Raw genomic sequence first — 18805 nt, 5'->3', positions numbered from 1 at the left:
CTTCTTAGTCAAGCATTGGAACTTCCATTTTACATCTCCAGCAATATTTATATTCCATTACTCGTCAATTTTTATAACAACTTCTTCCATTGTATAATGAACAAACTTTTTACCTAATTCAGTGAGTTCATATTGTTTTTCATTATCAAATGCAGATGTTAGTGTTCCAGATTTTGATTTTCTTGTGGAGCTTTTTACATAGTTTCCCCAATAATCTACCTCTCTATGTTGTCTAATTATTCCTCCTGTGCTTAAATCTCGAATAAGCAATTTGTATAAGTCTGCCTCAAGAGAATCTTCTCTTGGTTGACTTCCATTTAGATTACTCCATATTTGACCTCTTGTTACGCCAGGAGTTTTATAGATTTCTTTAATTACTAAAAAATGAGTTTCATGATAAAGTCTAATCCACTCAATAAACAACTGTATTAAGTCATCAGTTGTTAAATCAGTAGCACAAGCATTTGTTAATAATTTTCTTATGTATTCTTTCTTTTCGAAAGTTTCCGCATTGTCCCACTCTTTAAATCCTTTCCGAACAAGTGTTAGATATTCTTCACTTTCCATTCGTTCATGTACATCCTGACCAGCAGCATCTAATCTTTCATTAATTTGGTAAATGGTATAATATAGTTCTTCAATTTTTCTATTATGTTCCTCTAACCAAATTTTTTGAAGGTCATTAATTTTTCCTTGTTCTTTTTCTGCGTGTATTGCTGAACTTGCGGCAATTGCTCCACCAATCCAAGGAATACTTCCTAAAGCTGCAACAACAAAACGTCCTTTGCGAGTTTTCTTTCCCTTTTCATTAATTTCGGAAAGCTCGTCTTTGACCTTTTCAATTGCATCTTTTTTAATCAGTTTATTCATTTTTTGAATTTTAGTCACAATACACTACAACAATGGAATAAACCCAATTGGGTTTATTTCTCATATAAAGCAAATAGATTTTATTATAATTGGAACCGAAATCAATTTTAATCTTAAAATTTGTTTCGAAATGTAAACTTCAATCAAATGCCTAAGTTTTATTTATGGAAATCCATAATATGTAAATACTCATTATTAAGTCAAACCTACTGCCTTCTGTAATTGGTCTTTATAACACAAAAAATAAGTTATATGGGTGGTCAATTGTTTAGACTTATTTAAAAAAAATAGACGAGTGGTTAAAATAGTACGATGTAAGTCCTCAAGTGGGAAGTTTATATTTTCGGATAAGGCTATAAAAGATAAGTTTATTCTAATTTTAATTTCTATTCTTTTTCATAAAATTTGTACCTTTATAACACCAAAGAAGATCAAATTATATCTTCAAAGTTCTTTTTATGGTTTTAGTGTACAAATAGGTGTGCACGATTTGAAAAAACGAAATAAAATACTGTAAAACAGTGTGATATAAAGTGGTGGTTAGTTCTGCCACCCCGACAAACCTAGAAATAGGTCACAACAAAACACTGTTAATCGTATGATTATCAGTGTTTTTTTTGAAGCCAAATAAAAAGACACTATATCGGATCATGCGCAAAAGTTGTGTTTAGGCAAAAATTCTGTAACATTATAAATATGTGGTGGCGTAGAAAATCCGTCAACAAATTTCGCTAAAAACCAGTTGCTACTTTACCTTTTCTATTGACCCAAATTGTTCCGGCTTGAGGGCTTTGGTCTCCTCTTACTGGATTTAATTTTCCCCAAACAATTTCGGAACTTAAAATCACTTTATTAGTTGGATTTTCAATTTTCTCTGAAACAGTTTCGTTTAGTTTCTTTTCCTGATTTTTACAAGAAAGTATTCCAAGAATTACCAAAACATAAAGTGTTGATTTGTTCATTTTATTGAATTTGAGTTATTTCATTAAGTATAAATTCTTCAACAGCACCATCGGTAGCTTTCATATAATCAACTAAATGTTTGTTGTTCATATGTGTTTGCCATAATGCTCTGCTTTCCCAGTTTTCATAGAATAGAAATAGGTTTTCATTTTCATTGTCTTGGTGCAAGTCGTGGTTAATGCAGCCTTTTTTTACTCTTGTAATATCAATTAGTTTTAGTAGTTCACTTTTTACTAATTCTCTTTTTTCCGGTTTTGCTACAATTTTTGCTACAATTGTTAACTTTTGATTACTCATAATTTCTGTTTTTGCATTATTTAATTTGTTTTCCTTATAAAAAGCATACTTATTCCTAATACCATTACTACTTTTTTCATATGGTTTCTATTACTTTATTAATATCTCTTCTCGATTTCGGTTTTTTTCTTGGCTGGTTAAAATCTTCATTGTCTCTATAGCCAATAGTTACTGCCATAAGCGTAGCATATTCTGTTTGATTTAGAATTTTTGTCATAGTTTTCTGGTTCAACTCCTTCCATTGGTGTGGCATCGATTCCCATTTCAGCACAAGCACTTAAAAACACACCTAAAGCCAAATAAACTTGTCGGTCAAACCAAGCTTTTATTTGCTCGTCCGTTTGGGGTTTTATAAATTCTTTGTAATAATTAACCGCTCCTTCTGGAAGCTCATTTTCTATTTGTGTTTCGAAAACGTCAATATTGTTGATTCGACTAAAAACGACAACAGTATCACTGTCGAGAACTTTATTAGTATTTAGCCACGATACATTTGAAAGTTTTTGTTTTGTGTTATTGTCTGAAACAAAAGTAAATTTCCAAGGTTGACTGTTTATTGAAGAAGGACTTAATTGTAAAATTTCTTTTAACTCTTTAATTTTTCCTTCTTCAATTCTTTTTGTGTTGTCATACTTTTTGGTTGTATAACGGTTTTGCATTGATTTTAAAAAACTCATTTTTATTTTGTTTTATATTACTATAAATTTTATAGTTGCAAACTTAAGTATAGTTTTATATTTTTGCAATAACGGTCGAAAATGATAGTATACATTTTATGGAAAAAGCAGAGCCAAAAATGCTAAAATTCAGAGGTAAAGAATACCCTTGTTGTGCAAGCTTAACGATGGGAATTATTGGTGGGAAATGGAAAACAGTTATCCTTTTTCATTTAATGAATGAAAAGTTAAGGTATAATGAATTACGAAAGTCTATGCCTACTGTTACTGAAAGGACATTAAGCTTGCAATTAAAAGCGTTAGAGGAAGACGGATTGATTAAAAGGAAAGTTTATACCTCAAAACCACCGTTAAAAGTCGAATATTCACTTACAGATTTCGGAAATACTTTAATTCCATTAATTAAATCGATTGCAAATTGGGGTGATTTAGTAGTTGAAAAATATTCTTAGTTGATTCTCACTTCTGCTTGTTGCCAACGATTTGGCTGAACTGCGTTTCAATGTAGTTTAGGTTTTGTTAGTACCGGTTTCTACTTTTTTTCTTCACGCAAAATTTTCTCCATTTTACGGCCTCTTGCCAATTCATCAATCAGCTTTTCCATACGTCTACATTGTTTATACAATTCAAATTCATCCTCTATTTCTTCAATTCGATAACCACAAACGACTCCTTTAATCAAGTGTGCGTTTGGATTTATTTTAGCTTTTTGAAAAAATGTTCTAAAAGTTGCTTTTTCATCAATAAGTGCTTGTAAAGTATCTTGATCAAAACCAGTAAACCATTTAATTACTTGGTTGAGTTCTTCTTTTGTTCTACCATTTTTCTCCAATCTATTCAGGTAAAGTGGATAAATGGATGCAAATATCATATTGGCAACCTTTTCATTTTTTTCAACTGTAACTTTCATTTTCATTTGATTTTGAATTGATTGGTGCTAACAACTGGATATGTGTACTGGTACACATATATCCATTATATTTTTCACAAATCTAATGGATTTCTGATGGATTTGAAATTACTTACGGCAACATGTGTGTAAATTTCTGTCGTTTTTTGTACTACTATGCCCTAAAAGCGTTTGGATATATTTAATATCAATACCATCTTCTAAAAGATTCTAACTTAGACCCCAAAAATAAAGCAACCCATTTTTGATTAAATTTGTGGTGTTTTAATTTCTTTTATTTAAACCTATATGGAGGCTATCCCAATAAGACATATAACTGCCACACAAAAAGAGCCGGACCTATTGGGAAATTTCACTATAAGAAACCTGCAAGATCTCCTTGATGGAAAAGACATGGTTCATACGCTTCACAGGCATGATTTCTATTTTATTTTAATTTTAAAGAAGGGTTATGGGCAACATGAAATAGATTTTGTAAACTACGAGGTATCAGATTATTCAGTTTTTATCGTTCGTCCTGGCCAGGTACACAGGCTTGAATTAAGAAGCGATAGTATTGGTTTTATGATTCAATTTAATTCTGAATTTTATTGTCCAATTGAAAAAGAGCCAAACATTTTATTGCAAAAAGCAAGTACTAAAAACCTTTATCAATTAGGTGAAGGCAACTTTTCAAGATTGAATGCCTTGTTGATGTCAATTTTTAATGAATACCAAAATAGGCCAGAAGCATATAAAGAAGTAATAACATCCAATCTTCGGATTCTTTTTATAGAATTAATGAGATTAAGACATGCAAACAAAAAAGATTCCAATAATAAAGACTTGTATGTTCAGGAGCGCCTTGAAGAGTTTTTTCAGCTTTTAGAAGTAAATATCGCTAGTAAAAAGCAGGTGTCTCAATACGCAGATATGTTAAACTTATCGAATTATCAATTAAATGCGATAACAAAACAAACTTTAGGTAAAACAGCATCAGAACTTATAAACGAACAAATTATATTAGAATCCAAAAGGTATCTTTTGGCAACATCCAATCAAGTAAATCAAATAGCATATCAATTAGGGTATGAGGATGTTTCGTATTTTATTAGATTCTTTAAAAAACATACAGGTTATTCCCCAGAGGTATTTAGGCAGAAACTTAAATAAGTCCTATTCTACTTCATTTTTATCCTAATACTCTAAGGCTTATCAAAATTACTTTTGTATTGTAATTTTTAGAATAAGCATATTAAATGAGGATCGTATATAAAGCTATTTTAGTAGGTTTAGGGGCAACACTTTTTATTGATTTCTGGAAACTGATTGCAAGCTTTTTTGAAATACAATCAAGAGGTGTGCTTTTTTTGGGTAGGTGGTTTGCATATACTTTAGAGGGGCAATTTTTTCATAATACAATCATTCAAACACCAAATGCAGAAAACGAAAGATTATATGGTCTAATTGGACATTATTGTATAGGTGTTGTATTCGCTTTTTTGTTGCCTTTGTTTTATGGTAGTAAATGGTTTTGTAACCCTAAAGTATTAACTGCAATTGCTGTTGGTTTAGTTTCACTTTTTTCAAAAATACCAGATTCTTCACAACATCTTTTAAAGGTTTTTATAATTCATCTGATTTATGCAATTGGTTTGTATTTAACAGCAACAGCATTGAGACGAATTAAACTTTTTAATTAATAAGAATGAAAAAAACGCCAAACAAATGGATACTTGTGAGTCTTTCACTTTCCACCTTAATGGCTTCTTTGGGTGTGAGCATTGCTAATGTTGCTTTACCAACTTTAACTGAAGCCTTTTCTGCCACATTTCAATCTGTACAATGGGTAGTCATTTCATATCTTTTATCGATTACGGTTATTATTGTGAGCATAGCAAGGTTGGGAGATATTTTTGGTCTACGACAGATGTTAATGTTAGGCGCTATCGTGTATACTTTAGCTTCCCTTGTCTGTGGTATAGCTCCAACGCTATGGGGATTGATTTTAGCACGTACTTTTCAAGGATTGGGAGCAGCTATTTTAATAGCGCTCACTTTGGCTTTTGTTCGTGAAGCTATATCGGAGAAAAAAATAGGTAGTGCGATGGGCTTGTTAGGAACGATGTCTGCAATAGGTACTGCTTTGGGACCAACACTTGGTGGCGTTTTAATAGAAACTTTTGGATGGAGAACTATTTTTTTAATTATGATTCCATTAGGGATTTTAAATATATTCTTAATATACAAGCATCTGCCAATAACTAAAGAGAAAGTAAAATTTGAAGATAAAAAAATAGATTGGATAGGAACGTTATTATTAGCAGTAACACTTGCATGCTATACATTGGCAATGACCACTGGTAAAGGACGTTTTAATTGGATAAATCTTATGTTACTTTTATTGGCCGTTATTGGTATAGGTACATTTATTTATTCACAAGCTAAAGTGGAATTCCCTTTAATTAAGTTATCAGCATTTGCAAATAGAAACTTAAGTGCTAGTTTGATTATAAATTCCTTTGTTTCTACAGTAATGATGACAACTTTGGTTGTTGGCCCATTTTATCTATCATTAGCATTAGGTCTTAATGAAACTTTTGTTGGAATGGTTATGTCTGTTGGGCCAATAGTTTCTGTTCTTACAGGAATTCCTTCTGGTCGTGTTGTTGACCGTTTTGGAGCAACAATAATGGTTACAACAGGACTTCTTATAATGACATTAGGAGCTTTTGCACTATCAATATTGCCAAACCAATATGGCGTTATTGGCTATATAATTGCATTGGTAATTTTAACACCAGGATATCAACTTTTTCAAGCGGCCAATAATACATCTGTTATGATGTATGCCAACAAAAACCAGCGAGGTGTTATATCTGGCGTACTTAACTTATCTCGTAATTTAGGTCTTATTACAGGAGCTTCAGTTATGGGCGCTTTATTTGCTTATACTGTTGGTACAAGTGATTTTGAAATCGCTCAAGTACAAGATATTTCAAGGGGAATGCGTATAACATTTATCATTGCTGGAATTTTGATAACCATAGCTGTAATTATCTCATCGACTACACGGAAAAAGACAATATAGTCTTCTGAAAATTTAGTATTTGTCCAATACTACTTCAGTTTTGTCCTAGTACAGAACTTCATTAAGACAATATTTTTACGCCATATAAATCGAATACTATTATGGAAAAACAAAGTGAATTAAAATACAAGGAATTTTGGAATGAAAGATATCAAGATTCTAATTATGCTTATGGCAAAGAACCAAACATGTTCTTTAAAGAGCAATTACAAAAGCTAAAACCAGGAGCTATTTTATTACCAGCAGATGGCGAAGGCCGTAATGGAGTGTTTGCTGCAAAATTAGGATGGGAAGTAACAGCTGTAGATTTAAGTAAAGAAGGGCATCGAAAAGCATTGCAACTAGCATCAGAACAACATGTAAATATTGATTATGTTGTAGAAGATATACAAAATGTTGAGTTGCTTAATAAGCCTTTTGATGCTATAGCCTTAATCTATGCACATTTTTCATCATGGAAGATTTCACCTATCCATCAGAAATTAACCCAACTTCTTAAGGAGAATGGAATGATAATTTTTGAGGCTTACAGTAAAAAACATTTAGCATACAAAGAAGTAAATCCCAAAGTTGGTGGTCCTGGAGATATAGACATGCTATTTTCTTTAGAACAAATACGAGCAGATTTTAAAGATTTGGAAATACAAGTATTAGAGGAAAAGGAAATAATCTTAAATGAAGGGGAGTTTCACAAAGGAACTGGAAGTGTAATTCGTTTTGTAGGAAAGAGAATATCGCAATAAAAATGAAAAAGTTAATTATAATGACTCTTTTCGTTTTTACATGTCTTGTCGCTAAAGCCCAAAAGGCAGACCAGTTTAATTCATGGTGGTATTATTCCGGAAAATATCGATTGACCGAAAAATTTAATATACAAACATTATACTCTTGGAGCAGACATGATTTTATTAAAAAGTGGCAACAATCAAAATTAAGACTTGGTGCCAGTTATGACTATTTAAAAAATATAAGCTTTGGAGCAGGGTATGAGTGGGTCGTATTGTTTCCTTATGGCGCCCATCCTGTACCCGAAAAAAGAACAGAACATAGAATTTATGAACAGTTTAGTATAAAAAGTAAGATCAAAACGGTTTCTGTAAGCTATGGGATGTTGCTGGAGCACCGAATTATGGAAAATAGAACAAGACACCGATTGCGGCTAATATTTGGTGCAAAAATGCCAATTATACGTTCTAAAGAAGGAGAAACAAAACTAGGTGTTTCGTTTTTTAATCAAGTGTTTTTAGATATCGATAAATATGCAAATGGGAATCATTTTAGACAAAATAGAGTTTATGGAGCTTTTGATATTCCCATTAACAAAGCTCTCACTACAAGTTTAGGATATATGAATCAATATATTATAATAAATGACAATCGTATTGAAAATGATCACACTTTAATGGTAGGTTTTTTTCACAAACTCGACCTTAGAAAGAAGGATTAATGATACTAATGATTAATTCTGAAAACAATTGAAAAAACAATCATTTTTCGATTTAGAACTTATCAGCTATATCTTACCATGTACCTATAGTTTTTTGATTTTTTTCATTTTTTGTATGATTGTTTGATAGAACAATTTCAAGGCCTTGTTATTTCTTGTCTGTGTGAAGAAACAAATAATTAAATCATATTTAGGGATGATTAGTGCCAGTGTTCCGTCAGAACCACTATGTCCATAAATAAGACCAAATTCGCTTTCTTTTTTTTCAAAAATTTGCAAATGATTACCATATCCATAGTAATTTTTTTTAGCGCTAATAGATAATTTATTCGCTAATAATGCCGAATCTATGGTTTCTTTCTGAAGAATTTCCTGATTCATAAACTTTCCTTCCTTTATCCATAAATGACAAAATACAGCATAGTCTCTCGCTGTTGAAAAAATACCTCCACTTGCTCTAAAATATGAAACAAAGTTTTCCTCATTATTATCCCAGTATTTTTTCAATCCAATAAGTGGATCATCAATATGTGTAGAGGATAAATTATTTCTGAAAGAATCTTTAATTTGAGTATGTGTATTTTCTAAGCGAAGAGGTATGAAAATTTGCTGCTTAAGAAGGGTTTCTATTGATTTTCCTGAAACCTCTTCTAAAACTAGCGCTAAAATTGCAGTATTGACATCTGAATAGGTGAATTTTTCACCTGTTTTAAAGTCTACACATTTATTGGCAATTGAATCGATTCCTGATTTCAAATTATTAAGCCCTAAAATACTTTGCTGATTAAAACCCGAAGTATGTTGCAATAAATCTTTAATTGTTATGTTTGATGTACATGTTTTAGATAAACTTTTTATGTACTGTCCCGCCTTATCTGATAGTTTAAGTTTTTTATTTTCAACAAATTGTAAAATCAGCGTACCTATGAATGGTTTTGTCATAGACCTAATTCTGCATATCGTGTTTAGTTCATGTTTTTCACCATCCTCTATATCTTTCCAACCAGCACTACTGTGATGCAATACTACACTGTCTTTAGCTATAAAGATTTCACCTCCATTGGTGTAACCTTTTTCAATCCATCCTTTTAATTTTATAGATAAATCCTTAAAAATCTTTTTGGCTTCATTTTTTTCATCGGTTCCACTGTTATATTTAAAATAAGGGTCATCGTGTTCTTCCCCAAAAACAGATACTGGAACTTCATTATACTGGCTGGGGAATGAATCTAATTTAATTAACACAATTAAAACCATTACAGCTAACACAAAGAATCCGATGACACTTAATAATATTTTTTTTACCATAGTTTGTTCTAGATTAATATTTTTGATGTTATCGCAAAATACCAAAGTGAGCAACTGTAAGTTACATGTTTGTATGGTTTGTTACATGTTTTAAGCACCTAATTTAGCAAATACAAACCGAATAGAAAGTCTACGAGGATTTTTCCATATAGACACTGCACTAAGCAATTAATTATAGGACACGTTGTTAGCTGTAGTTATTTTGCTTCCAACTCATTCTGCCAGTTATCTAATAATTCTCGACAAATTTTATCGAATTGCTTTTTCATAAATGGGTGGATTAAAAGATTGTAAATTCTCCTCTTGTAGGTAAACTCAAATACCATTGTTATTTTGGTTTGGTATCCGGAAATTTTTTCAACTTTCCAAGTCCCTTGCAAGTATTTTAGAGGGTAAGGGTAATCTTCAGCATCTGTATTGACTTTAAAGGAATATTGTTCTCCCTCGTCCCATAAAGTTGCTATTTCAGTCCATTTGTCCTTTTTATGTGTACAACTCCTAACCATTCCTTCGCCTTCGCCTGAAATTATCTCCACACTATCAATATTCGGTGCCACTTGGTGGTAATTAGCAACATCGGATATTGTTTTCCAAGTGTTTTCTTTTGAAGCGTTTATTACCCTTTCAAAAGACAAACGTTTAATGCCTTTTTCTTTTATTGAATCTGTTTGGGCAAGTCCAACAGATTGACCAACTCCAAAAAACAGGACAACAAATGCTACACCTGTAATAATTTGATTACCGAGGACTGTAATGTTGAAAGGTTTTATCAAGAGTATTACAATACTCGCCAAAACCCAAATAAGATCTTGAACAATAATGTAAAATACAGCGCCAAGTTCGGGATTCTTTAATTGCTCGAAAATGGAATACGAGAAGTATAATAGACCAAGTCCGATTATTAAGAATGCTAATGATTTTTCTTGCCCGAACCATCGAGCGACTCTATTTTTAAAGATCAATAAGAAAAGGCCAGTCGTTAGGGAAAAAATTCCGTTGCCAAGTAATGCGATTTGTAAGATGTTCATTATCGTAAGGTTTTGTTTCTACAAATTTCCTACGATTTAAATTATTCTCTCTTGATAAATGTTAAGAAGTTGGTCGGGTGAGGTTTTTTCTTAACCTGCTTAAAGATTCGGGCGTGATACCTAGCATAGAGGCAATATGTTGTAAAGGTACGTACTTAAAAAGTGCAGGTTCTTCTTTGAGTAAACTTTCAAATCGTTGTTGTGCCGTAGTGTGAAGTTGAGAAAACATACTCTTTTCCAATAATGAGAATGAATGAGCTAATAATAAATTGTCAAATTCTAGCCATTTTGAGTGTTGTTTACAAAGTTCAAAATGTTTTTGTCTGCTAATTACAAAAACGGTACAATCGGTAACTGCTTGTATATTCCAGAAATTTTCGGATTCAAAAACGAAGCTCGAAAGGGAGGTAATGAATTTTCCGTCGCTTCCAACCCAAAAAGTAATTTCTTTTCCGTCCACAATGTCGTACATTCTTAAATATCCGGATTCGATAAAAGCCATTTTTCGACAAATTCTGCCAGATTTTAGAAAAAATTCCCCTTTTTTGACTGTTTGAATTTCAAAAGCAGAGACAATCGATTCCAGAGACTCTTTGTCTATATTGATTTGGTTTGATATGCACTTTCTTAATTGTTCCATTGTTTCTTTGTAATTACTGCCAACATTCTAGTATAACCGTCAGTTATGAGATTAAAGTTAATGTTTTTTTAATTTTTTAACCGCAATTTTTCCCTAAATGAAGAAAGGATCTATATGCATAATATTGTAAAACTTCTTCTAAAGCCATTTTAAGAGCTTTGTTTATAGGCAAAATGATATTTCCTAAGTTAAAATCTATCTGATTTAATTGCATATAGTATTCTGTAAATACAGGTACATAAAGCCCTTTAGTTATTGCTTCGGCAGTTGAACTATAACCTTTGGCTTGACCTTCTTTGATAATTTTACATGTAACCAATCTTAAGTTCCCGTATTTATCTGTATTGGCTGTAAATCCAAACAGCCTACAAATTAAACCTCGGTATTTGTAATTGCTACAACGACCTTGATTAATAATAGATAAGGGTTTGTAGATTAAACAAGTTGAACTTTGGGTTTTGTTAAGCTGAATGATTGTCTTTTCTGCCTCTCCATTTAAAAACAATTGAAATGCCCATGGTAAAAATTCTATTGGAGAAGCTTCTACATTTGGATAAGTACAGCATTTTCCACAGCCAGAAACACAACTAATTCCTGATGATTGCTCAAACTGAGCGGTTTCTTGTTCTAATTTAGAAAAAAGATTTTCTACTAAATAAACTTTTCGCTCTATCGACATTATTTTTTATCGAAGGTAGACTAAATACTCCTATGAAGTTTGATTTACTCTTAAAAAGAAATTAATACGGTTTTACTAGTAGTATGAAGATTTGATTTTGGAATACGTGTATGTTAAGTTGCATTGGTTGGAACTAAATCAGGAAAAGAAAACGAACCAGAGGAAAATCTGTGGGATTTTCCGAATAAACATAGAACAAGCAATTGATTATACAGATTGTTGGGGTATCGTTTTATTTCAGAGAATTTATTTCAATATTATACTCTATCTATCATAGACATTGTATTCAATACACAATGAGCAATAATTAACGGCCACAAATTTCTTCCAAATTTCACATAAGCTATTCCCATTATTAATCCAATAAGTCCAACCCTAATTGATCTTTCAGATAAATTGTAAGCGTGTCTAAATCCAAAAATTAATGCTTGTAAAATTACTGCAAGAATGGTGGCTACTGTAGTTTTAGAAAATAATTTTTCAAACCAATTAATCAAGAAGCCTCTATCTAATAATTCTTCTAACATTGATTCAAGTAGAACCGCTGGCATAATAGTAAAAAATAACAACCAATTTCCTTTCAGATTTCCAAATTTAGATGCAGAATTTTCAGAGTAGTTCTTTGGTTCTAAAGAAATAGGCAAGTAGTCTTTAGTCAGTTCAAATAGCATAATTGATAGAGGTATTGCTATTAAAATTCCGATAGTGACTAATAAAGTTTTTTTAATGCTTTTAGATTTTTGAAGTCCTAAATCTGTCCACGAAACATTGCGTACTTTCATTCTCCAACTTGCAATCATTAATGTTGAGAATGACCAAAATAGACCATTAACTATAAATCCAACTTTTGGAAAGTATATTTCTCTAATTAGAAACATTACTGATATGTAAATAATTAGGTCAAATAAAAACCCTTTTTGATTCGTTGTTTTTGTAGTCATACCTTTTTTGTAATCTATTGATTTCATTATTGGACTACTACAATTTTGAAAAGGTTACAGGTTATTAGTATTGATTATCGGTTGAGTGTGGAAATGCACACCAACAATCGCATATGCCTACTGGTACGCATATATCCATTTTGTTAAGACTACTAATCTAGTGGATTTTTAATTGTTTTGAAAGTATTTGCAGCGACATGAGTATAAATTTCTGTTGTTTTAATAAATAACAAACTATGTTAGTTTTTTCTATAATTAATTTGTTGTTAAAACACAGTTCTTTCTTGAAAAGAATTCGGATTTTTGATCTTAGTTAATAATTATAAAACTTTATTCTATGTATGACTTACCATATCATAAAGAACAAAATGAGCAAGTCATTAGGGAGTTTGTTCTTCAATATCCGTTTGCTTTTTTAACAGGATGTGATTCGGAAAACAAACCCATTGCCACCCAATTACCCGTTTTTATTGAAGATAAAGGTGGCAAAAAAGTATTACGAGGGCATATAATGAAGAACACTGATCATCACAAGGCTTTTTTACACAATGAAAATGTACTCGCGGTTTTTACAGGTAAGCACACTTACGTAAGTGGTACTTGGTATAGCAATCCGAATACGGCATCTACTTGGAACTACATGAGTGTACATGCGAAAGGAACCATTAAGTTTTTAGATGATAAGGCTCTTGAAGATGTGCTTAGAATGACCACACTGCACTTCGAAGATCAGAACCAGAATTCTGCTACTGTTTTCGATAATTTACCTATGGAGTTTAAACGAAGAGCAATGGGAGCCATCGTAGCTTTTGAAATTGAGATAAAGGAAATGGATACTATCTTTAAATTAAGCCAAGACAGAGATGCTGAAAGCTATCAAAACATTATCAATAAGCTTAGAGAACAAGATGAAGATGGTCGTGTGATTGCTGCAGAGATGGAAAAAAGAACGAAGGAATTATTTCCTGAATAGTAGTATAAAAGTCTATTTCGTTAACATGAACATTATAACGTGTTAAAAAAACAGAAAAATGTTAACACGTTTCAAATTTCATGTTAAGTTTTTCTACAAACCTTAACTTATACATTTACCAATACATTAATCAATTCAGAATTGATATAGTAGTTTACCTTACCAACTTTGACTTTTTCTAACAAACCTAAACTTGATATTTTGTTTAAATAATTTGAAGCTGTTTGCCTTGTAACCTTTAAATCATTTTCTAAATACTCAATTTTAGTATAGGGATTTTTGAATAAATTATTGATCAAATCTTGACTGTAAATTTTAGGTAATTCTGTACGGATGGTAACCTTATGCTTTTGCATTAAGACTTTAATTTCGGTGATTAAAGTAATGGTTTGTTTTGCAGTAACCTCAACACCTTTTAATAAATATAATACCAAACTTTCCCAATCATTATTTGTTCTTACTTCTTGTAATACTTTATAATAATCCGATTTGTTTTGAGTAATGAACCTACTTAAATAAAGAACAGGAATATCTAACAAACCTTGTTGCACTAAATAAAGGATGTTAATTATTCTGCCAGTTCTGCCATTACCATCATAAAAAGGGTGAATGCTTTCAAATTGGTAATGAATTACAGTCATTTTAATTAAGCTATCTAAATCGGAAAAATCATTATTATTAATAAACTTTTCAAAGTTAGACATTAAATCAAGTATTTCGTCTGGGTGTTGAGGTGGGGTATAAACTACTTTACCTTGAGAGTTAACTAATTTAGTTCCTGCTTGAGTTCTAAAACCAGCATTACTTTCTAATAATTCTTTTTGAATAGTTAGGATGTGTTTATTCAAAAGCAGCCTTTCTTTACGCACTATTTCAAACCCTAACTTTAAACCACGAGCATAATTATAAACCTCTTTAGCAGCAGTACTTTTACTTTCAATAAAGATGTTTTCCTTATACAAATCATCGTGAGTAGTAACTATATTTTCAATTTCGCTACTGTCTTTCGCTTCCTGTAGTGTAAGTGTATCAATTAAAATACTCTCATTGGGAATTGTTTTTGCGGTTCCTTTTAACTCGGCAAGGTAACGATGCGCCTTTGCTAATTGCTTTAAAATTTTTGGTGTTTCTAATTCTGTATTGGGAGGGAGTAAAGGTAGTTTAAATTCCATACTTAATTACTCTTTTTTAATTCGTCTACAGGCACATAAGCCCCTCTTGGAGCGGATAAGTTGTTTCTGTACTCAATTTTATTTAATAGTATTTAATAAATTTTGCAAATCTTCTTTAGAATAGATACGATAAATCTCGTCTTCATATTCTACGAACCCATTAAGTAACTCTCCTCCTTTTGTGGGCTTAAATAGCTGTCTAATGTCAACGTCTAAAACTTCAGCAATTTTGACTAAGGTATCAAACTTTGGTTTTGTTTTACCAGATTTGAACGCACTTGCGGAAGTTTCTGAAACTCCAATCATTGAAGCAAATTCACTATTACTAATACGTTTTTCTTTTAATATCTCATCAATTCGCAGCATATCTAATGTCGTTTATCTGAATCAAATATAAATAATACTTGCAAAATAGTCAAAAATATAAGTGTTATTTGTATTTTATAAAACTTATACTTATATTTGACTTGTTTTTAAAACTATTACTTTTAAAAAAGTTTAGTAATCGACTTCAAAACCAAAGTATTTATAAGAGAAGAACTTATGAAAATTTATAAAACTACAATACCCGAAATTAAACTGAAAAAGCTGAAAACAAATTTCAACAAGGCAAAAGTATCTTCAAGTATTTCGGCATCAAAATATGCAAGACAATTTTACCATGATGATTTAACTATTTATGAATCGTTTTTTATGATATTATTGAATAATGCAAATAATACTATTGGTTATGTTAAAATAAGTCAAGGAGGCATTACAGGAACACTGGTAGACACCAGGATAATAGCCAAGTATGTTATAGATTCGCTTGCTACAGCAGTTATATTAGTACATAACCATCCTTCGGGTACACTTAAGCCAAGTCGGGCTGATAAAGGTATTACCGACAAAATAAAAAGAACCTTGAATATTTTTGACTGTAAAGTGTTAGATCACATAATCCTAACTGAAACAGGTTATTATTCTTTTGCCGATAACCTTATTATTTAAACTAGAAAAATTTATAACATAAGGGCATTAATAAAAGTGATTAAAACAAGCTTTACTTACACCTAAATTTACACCCAAAAAAAACAACCCCAGTGATAATAGTATCTACTGGGATTTTTTGTGGAGTCGGAGAGAATCGAACTCTCGTCCAAACAAGTAACCGAAGAGCTTTCTACACGTTTATTCTTTTCTTGGTTTTTCGATTATAAGCTGGTTAAAGACAACCTACTTATAACTTATCTTTTTTAGTTTCAAAAAGGCATCAAAGCGCTACCCAATCTATGTTAACATTTACGATGCCTCAAAATGGAACGCCGTTAACAAAGGCTTTCCGGAGACATAAAGCTTGTACACCTTGTGTACCTAGGCCAATCCTACTATAATTCGGATTATGCAGCTAAAGCGTAATTATTTTCGCCGTTTAAAGTTTGACCTAGCCTTTAACGTGTTTCAATGTCATTACACGACGTGCTTACCGTTCAATTAATCTCGCTGTCAAAACCAGTCGACCCCGTAATTAATTTTATCATCTCTATTAACTCCTAGTTTTACAGGAATTGCATTGAGAAGTGGTATTCCCTAAAGGGATGGATTATCAGCAAAAATTCTTTGAAAAAAACTCTATAAAAGTGCTTCAATCCTTGATTGCAGACCGCAAAGGTATCAAAAAGTTTGTATAACCATGCAAATCCTCTTATTTTCGTGCAAAAATTATTCCAGTTTTAACCAAATAACCAATAATAACAGTTATTAGATTTATAAAAGAATACACAACGACCTAAACCAAATAAACCAATGAGCATGAAGTTTGCTATTATAAAAGAACGTAAAAACCCACCAGATAGACGTGTGGTATTTTCTCCATTAAAACTAGCAGAAGCTCAAAATGAATTTTCAGAAGCAACTTTTAAAGTAGAATCCAGCGATATTCGCGTGTTTCCTGATGAACAATATAAAACGGAAGGGTTTGAAGTTGTAACCAATGTTGAAGACTGTGATGTTATGATTGGTGTAAAGGAAGTGCCGATTGAAAACTTAATACCAAATAAAAAATACTTTTTCTTTTCGCATACTATAAAAAAACAACCTTATAACAGGAAACTTTTAAAAGCGGTGTTAGAAAAGAATATAGAGCTATACGACCATGAAACCATAATAGGTAGTAACGAATATCGTTTAATAGGCTTTGGTTATTATGCCGGTTTGGTAGGTGCTTATAACGGTTTTAGGGCTCTAGGACTAAGAGACGGATTGTTTAATTTGCCAAAAGTGGAAAGTTTGGCAGATTTAAATGAGGTTAAAGCCGAGTTGGATAAAATACAATTACCAGATAATATTAAAATATTACTTTCCGGTACTGGGAAGGTAGCGCGTGGTGCTAAGGAAATCCTTGATCATTTAAAAGTAAAACAAGTTAGTGATGCCCTGTATTTAACATCTAAGTTTACAGAGCCTGTTTATTGTTTGGTTGATGTTATGGAATATACCAAACGTAAAGATGGTAAGGTAGGTAGCACATTGGAGTTTTATAAAGATGCAACAGGTTACGAAAGTAACTTTATGCCATATGCTAAAGAAACCGATTTTTTTATTGCTGGCCATTTTTATGGTACTGGAGCACCTTATTTGTTTACGAGGAATGATGCTAAATCATCAGATTTTAATATAAATTTGGTTGCAGATATTAGCTGTGATGTCGATGGCCCAGTAGCTTCAACGTTAAGAGCATCAACTATTGCAGATCCGTTTTACGGTTATGATCCACAATCTGAAAGCGAAGTCGATTTTAATGCTAAAGATGCGATTGCGGTTATGGCAGTCGATAATTTACCATGTGAACTTCCTAAGGATGCGAGCGAAGGTTTTGGAGAACAATTTCTCCAACATGTTATTCCTGCTTTTTTTAATAATGATGCTGATGGTGTTTTAGAACGTGCCAGAATAACAGAAAACGGAAAGTTAACAGAAAGATTCTCTTATCTACAGGATTATGTGGATGGTAAAGAATGAAGAAAAAAGATAAACCCTAAATTACTAAAGAATATGATAGCTAAAACAGCGTTAGTGACAGGTGCTGCTTCAGGACTTGGATACGAATTAGCATTATTACTAATAAAAGACAATTATAACCTTGTTTTAGTTGATAAAGACGCACCTAAACTTGAAGAAGTTAAAACCCTTTTCAATAAAGATTTTAAAAATGATATCCATTTATTGGTTAAAGATTTAAGCCAACCCAATATTGCCCAAGAGATTTATGATGAGGTAGCCCATTTATCCATTGATGTACTAGTAAATAATGCTGGGTTTGGGTTATTTGGCACATTTGCAAAAACAGATTGGAAGCGAGAATCTGATATGCTCCATCTTCATATTTTAACAACAACTCATTTAACAAAATTGGTTTTACCATCAATGATTGCTAAAAAGTCTGGTAAGATTTTAAATATTTCGTCTTTGGCAGCGTTTCAGCCAGGTCCATTAATGTCGATGTATTATGCATCAAAATCTTATATTTTGTCTTTTTCTGAAGCCATAGCGAACGAGTTAAAAGGTACAGGTGTTACAGTCACAGCACTGTGTCCGGGACCTACCAAAACGTTATTTCAAGAAACTGTTTCTAGCGATTGTTCGGAAAATAAAATTAGCTTTAACATGGCCTGTCCTGTTCAGGTGGCTGCGTATGGTTACAATGCGATGAAAAAAGGGAAGACCGTAGCCATTCCTGGTGCATTTAATAAATTTTTATCAACCATACCTCGTTTTGTTCCAAGAAATATGGCAACAAGAATTGTTAGGAATATTCAAGAAAAAAATAGAGAGGTGTAATTCCTTTAATT

The 18805-nt window shown here is 31.9% G+C and carries 22 protein-coding genes, 1 other RNA gene and 1 pseudogene; 10 read left to right on the top strand and 14 right to left on the bottom strand.

Annotated features, from left to right (window positions below; all coding sequences use genetic code 11):
- Positions 1 to 57: 57 nt before the first annotated feature.
- From C1H87_RS06240 to C1H87_RS06225, 4 genes are all read right to left on the bottom strand, one after another.
- On the bottom strand, positions 58 to 870 hold the full coding sequence (locus tag C1H87_RS06240) for a hypothetical protein (RefSeq protein ID WP_102754985.1): 813 nt from the start codon (positions 868 to 870) through the stop codon (positions 58 to 60).
- A gap of 731 nt (positions 871 to 1601) precedes the next feature.
- On the bottom strand, positions 1602 to 1832 hold the full coding sequence (locus C1H87_RS23280) for a DUF4437 domain-containing protein (RefSeq protein WP_199769338.1): 231 nt from the start codon (positions 1830 to 1832) through the stop codon (positions 1602 to 1604).
- A 1-nt stretch (position 1833) separates the two neighbouring features.
- Complete coding sequence (locus C1H87_RS06230) at positions 1834 to 2130, bottom strand: putative quinol monooxygenase (protein WP_102754984.1); 297 nt, start codon at positions 2128 to 2130, stop codon at positions 1834 to 1836.
- Between the two features lie 155 nt (positions 2131 to 2285).
- On the bottom strand, positions 2286 to 2807 hold the full coding sequence (locus C1H87_RS06225; protein ID WP_317048189.1) for a nitroreductase family protein: 522 nt from the start codon (positions 2805 to 2807) through the stop codon (positions 2286 to 2288).
- Positions 2808 to 2905: 98 nt separating this feature from the next.
- Between C1H87_RS06225 and C1H87_RS06220 the strand changes: the two genes are divergently transcribed.
- Positions 2906 to 3259 (top strand): winged helix-turn-helix transcriptional regulator, encoded by a 354-nt coding sequence (locus tag C1H87_RS06220; protein WP_394337958.1) that lies wholly within the window; start codon positions 2906 to 2908, stop codon positions 3257 to 3259.
- A gap of 80 nt (positions 3260 to 3339) precedes the next feature.
- Here C1H87_RS06220 and C1H87_RS06215 read toward each other — a convergent pair whose 3' ends face one another.
- A complete protein-coding gene (locus tag C1H87_RS06215; protein ID WP_102758191.1) occupies positions 3340 to 3717 on the bottom strand; it encodes a DUF2200 domain-containing protein in 378 nt (125 codons plus the stop codon).
- Positions 3718 to 3791: 74 nt separating this feature from the next.
- A pseudogene (locus tag C1H87_RS23535) lies at positions 3792 to 3927 on the bottom strand (tyrosine-type recombinase/integrase); the annotation flags it as partial.
- A 78-nt stretch (positions 3928 to 4005) separates the two neighbouring features.
- On the opposite strand from C1H87_RS23535, the gene C1H87_RS06205 reads away from it, so the two are divergent.
- The 5 genes from C1H87_RS06205 to C1H87_RS06185 all read left to right on the top strand — a co-directional run bounded on the left by C1H87_RS06205 (position 4006) and on the right by C1H87_RS06185 (position 8234).
- A complete protein-coding gene (locus C1H87_RS06205; protein WP_102754983.1) occupies positions 4006 to 4869 on the top strand; it encodes an AraC family transcriptional regulator in 864 nt (287 codons plus the stop codon).
- An 86-nt stretch (positions 4870 to 4955) separates the two neighbouring features.
- On the top strand, positions 4956 to 5399 hold the full coding sequence (locus tag C1H87_RS06200; RefSeq protein ID WP_102754982.1) for a DUF2938 family protein: 444 nt from the start codon (positions 4956 to 4958) through the stop codon (positions 5397 to 5399).
- Between the two features lie 5 nt (positions 5400 to 5404).
- The gene (locus C1H87_RS06195) at positions 5405 to 6787 is read left to right on the top strand and encodes an MFS transporter (protein ID WP_102754981.1); all 1383 of its coding nucleotides are present in this window, start codon (positions 5405 to 5407) and stop codon (positions 6785 to 6787) included.
- A 101-nt stretch (positions 6788 to 6888) separates the two neighbouring features.
- Positions 6889 to 7530, top strand: coding sequence for a class I SAM-dependent methyltransferase (locus C1H87_RS06190; protein WP_102754980.1), 642 nt, complete (start codon positions 6889 to 6891; stop codon positions 7528 to 7530).
- Positions 7531 to 7532: 2 nt separating this feature from the next.
- Positions 7533 to 8234 carry a DUF2490 domain-containing protein gene (locus C1H87_RS06185; RefSeq protein ID WP_102754979.1) on the top strand — a complete coding sequence of 234 codons (702 nt, stop codon included), beginning with the start codon at positions 7533 to 7535 and terminating at the stop codon, positions 8232 to 8234.
- Between the two features lie 84 nt (positions 8235 to 8318).
- Here the strand turns inward: C1H87_RS06185 and C1H87_RS06180 are convergent, their stop codons facing one another.
- From C1H87_RS06180 to C1H87_RS06160, 5 genes are all read right to left on the bottom strand, one after another.
- Positions 8319 to 9542 carry a serine hydrolase domain-containing protein gene (locus C1H87_RS06180; RefSeq protein WP_102754978.1) on the bottom strand — a complete coding sequence of 408 codons (1224 nt, stop codon included), beginning with the start codon at positions 9540 to 9542 and terminating at the stop codon, positions 8319 to 8321.
- 197 nt (positions 9543 to 9739) lie between these two features.
- Positions 9740 to 10570 (bottom strand): type II toxin-antitoxin system RatA family toxin, encoded by an 831-nt coding sequence (locus tag C1H87_RS06175; RefSeq protein ID WP_102754977.1) that lies wholly within the window; start codon positions 10568 to 10570, stop codon positions 9740 to 9742.
- 61 nt (positions 10571 to 10631) lie between these two features.
- A complete protein-coding gene (locus C1H87_RS06170; protein ID WP_102754976.1) occupies positions 10632 to 11210 on the bottom strand; it encodes a Crp/Fnr family transcriptional regulator in 579 nt (192 codons plus the stop codon).
- Between the two features lie 76 nt (positions 11211 to 11286).
- The gene (locus tag C1H87_RS06165; protein WP_102754975.1) at positions 11287 to 11889 is read right to left on the bottom strand and encodes a YkgJ family cysteine cluster protein; all 603 of its coding nucleotides are present in this window, start codon (positions 11887 to 11889) and stop codon (positions 11287 to 11289) included.
- 257 nt (positions 11890 to 12146) lie between these two features.
- Positions 12147 to 12857, bottom strand: coding sequence for a CPBP family intramembrane glutamic endopeptidase (locus C1H87_RS06160; protein WP_102754974.1), 711 nt, complete (start codon positions 12855 to 12857; stop codon positions 12147 to 12149).
- A gap of 310 nt (positions 12858 to 13167) precedes the next feature.
- Here C1H87_RS06160 and C1H87_RS06155 point away from each other — a divergent pair, with 310 nt between their 5' ends.
- Positions 13168 to 13803, top strand: coding sequence for an FMN-binding negative transcriptional regulator (locus C1H87_RS06155; protein ID WP_102754973.1), 636 nt, complete (start codon positions 13168 to 13170; stop codon positions 13801 to 13803).
- 107 nt (positions 13804 to 13910) lie between these two features.
- On the opposite strand, the gene C1H87_RS06150 is transcribed toward C1H87_RS06155, so the two are convergent.
- Together C1H87_RS06150 and C1H87_RS06145 are read right to left on the bottom strand one after the other, a co-directional pair.
- Positions 13911 to 14975 (bottom strand): Fic family protein, encoded by a 1065-nt coding sequence (locus C1H87_RS06150; RefSeq protein WP_102754972.1) that lies wholly within the window; start codon positions 14973 to 14975, stop codon positions 13911 to 13913.
- A 78-nt stretch (positions 14976 to 15053) separates the two neighbouring features.
- Positions 15054 to 15341: a helix-turn-helix domain-containing protein gene (locus C1H87_RS06145; RefSeq protein WP_102754971.1), complete on the bottom strand. Its 288-nt coding sequence runs from the start codon at positions 15339 to 15341 to the stop codon at positions 15054 to 15056.
- Between the two features lie 177 nt (positions 15342 to 15518).
- Between C1H87_RS06145 and C1H87_RS06140 the strand changes: the two genes are divergently transcribed.
- Positions 15519 to 15965, top strand: a complete 447-nt coding sequence (locus tag C1H87_RS06140; protein ID WP_102754970.1) for a JAB domain-containing protein — start codon at positions 15519 to 15521, stop codon at positions 15963 to 15965.
- A 118-nt stretch (positions 15966 to 16083) separates the two neighbouring features.
- Here the strand turns inward: C1H87_RS06140 and ssrA are convergent.
- Positions 16084 to 16478, bottom strand: a transfer-messenger RNA (tmRNA) gene (gene ssrA, locus C1H87_RS06135).
- A 288-nt stretch (positions 16479 to 16766) separates the two neighbouring features.
- Here ssrA and C1H87_RS06130 point away from each other — a divergent pair.
- Both C1H87_RS06130 and C1H87_RS06125 read left to right on the top strand, forming a co-directional pair.
- The gene (locus tag C1H87_RS06130) at positions 16767 to 17975 is read left to right on the top strand and encodes an NAD(P)-dependent oxidoreductase (RefSeq protein WP_102758190.1); all 1209 of its coding nucleotides are present in this window, start codon (positions 16767 to 16769) and stop codon (positions 17973 to 17975) included.
- A 33-nt stretch (positions 17976 to 18008) separates the two neighbouring features.
- The gene (locus C1H87_RS06125; protein WP_102754969.1) at positions 18009 to 18794 is read left to right on the top strand and encodes an SDR family NAD(P)-dependent oxidoreductase; all 786 of its coding nucleotides are present in this window, start codon (positions 18009 to 18011) and stop codon (positions 18792 to 18794) included.
- The last annotated feature ends 11 nt before the right edge of the window (positions 18795 to 18805 follow it).

Origin of the sequence: Flavivirga eckloniae (assembly GCF_002886045.1) — a bacterium.
Lineage (GTDB): Bacteria > Bacteroidota > Bacteroidia > Flavobacteriales > Flavobacteriaceae > Flavivirga > Flavivirga eckloniae.
Note: the sequence above shows the minus strand (reverse complement) of the source record. Positions and strands in the feature narration are given on the sequence as shown.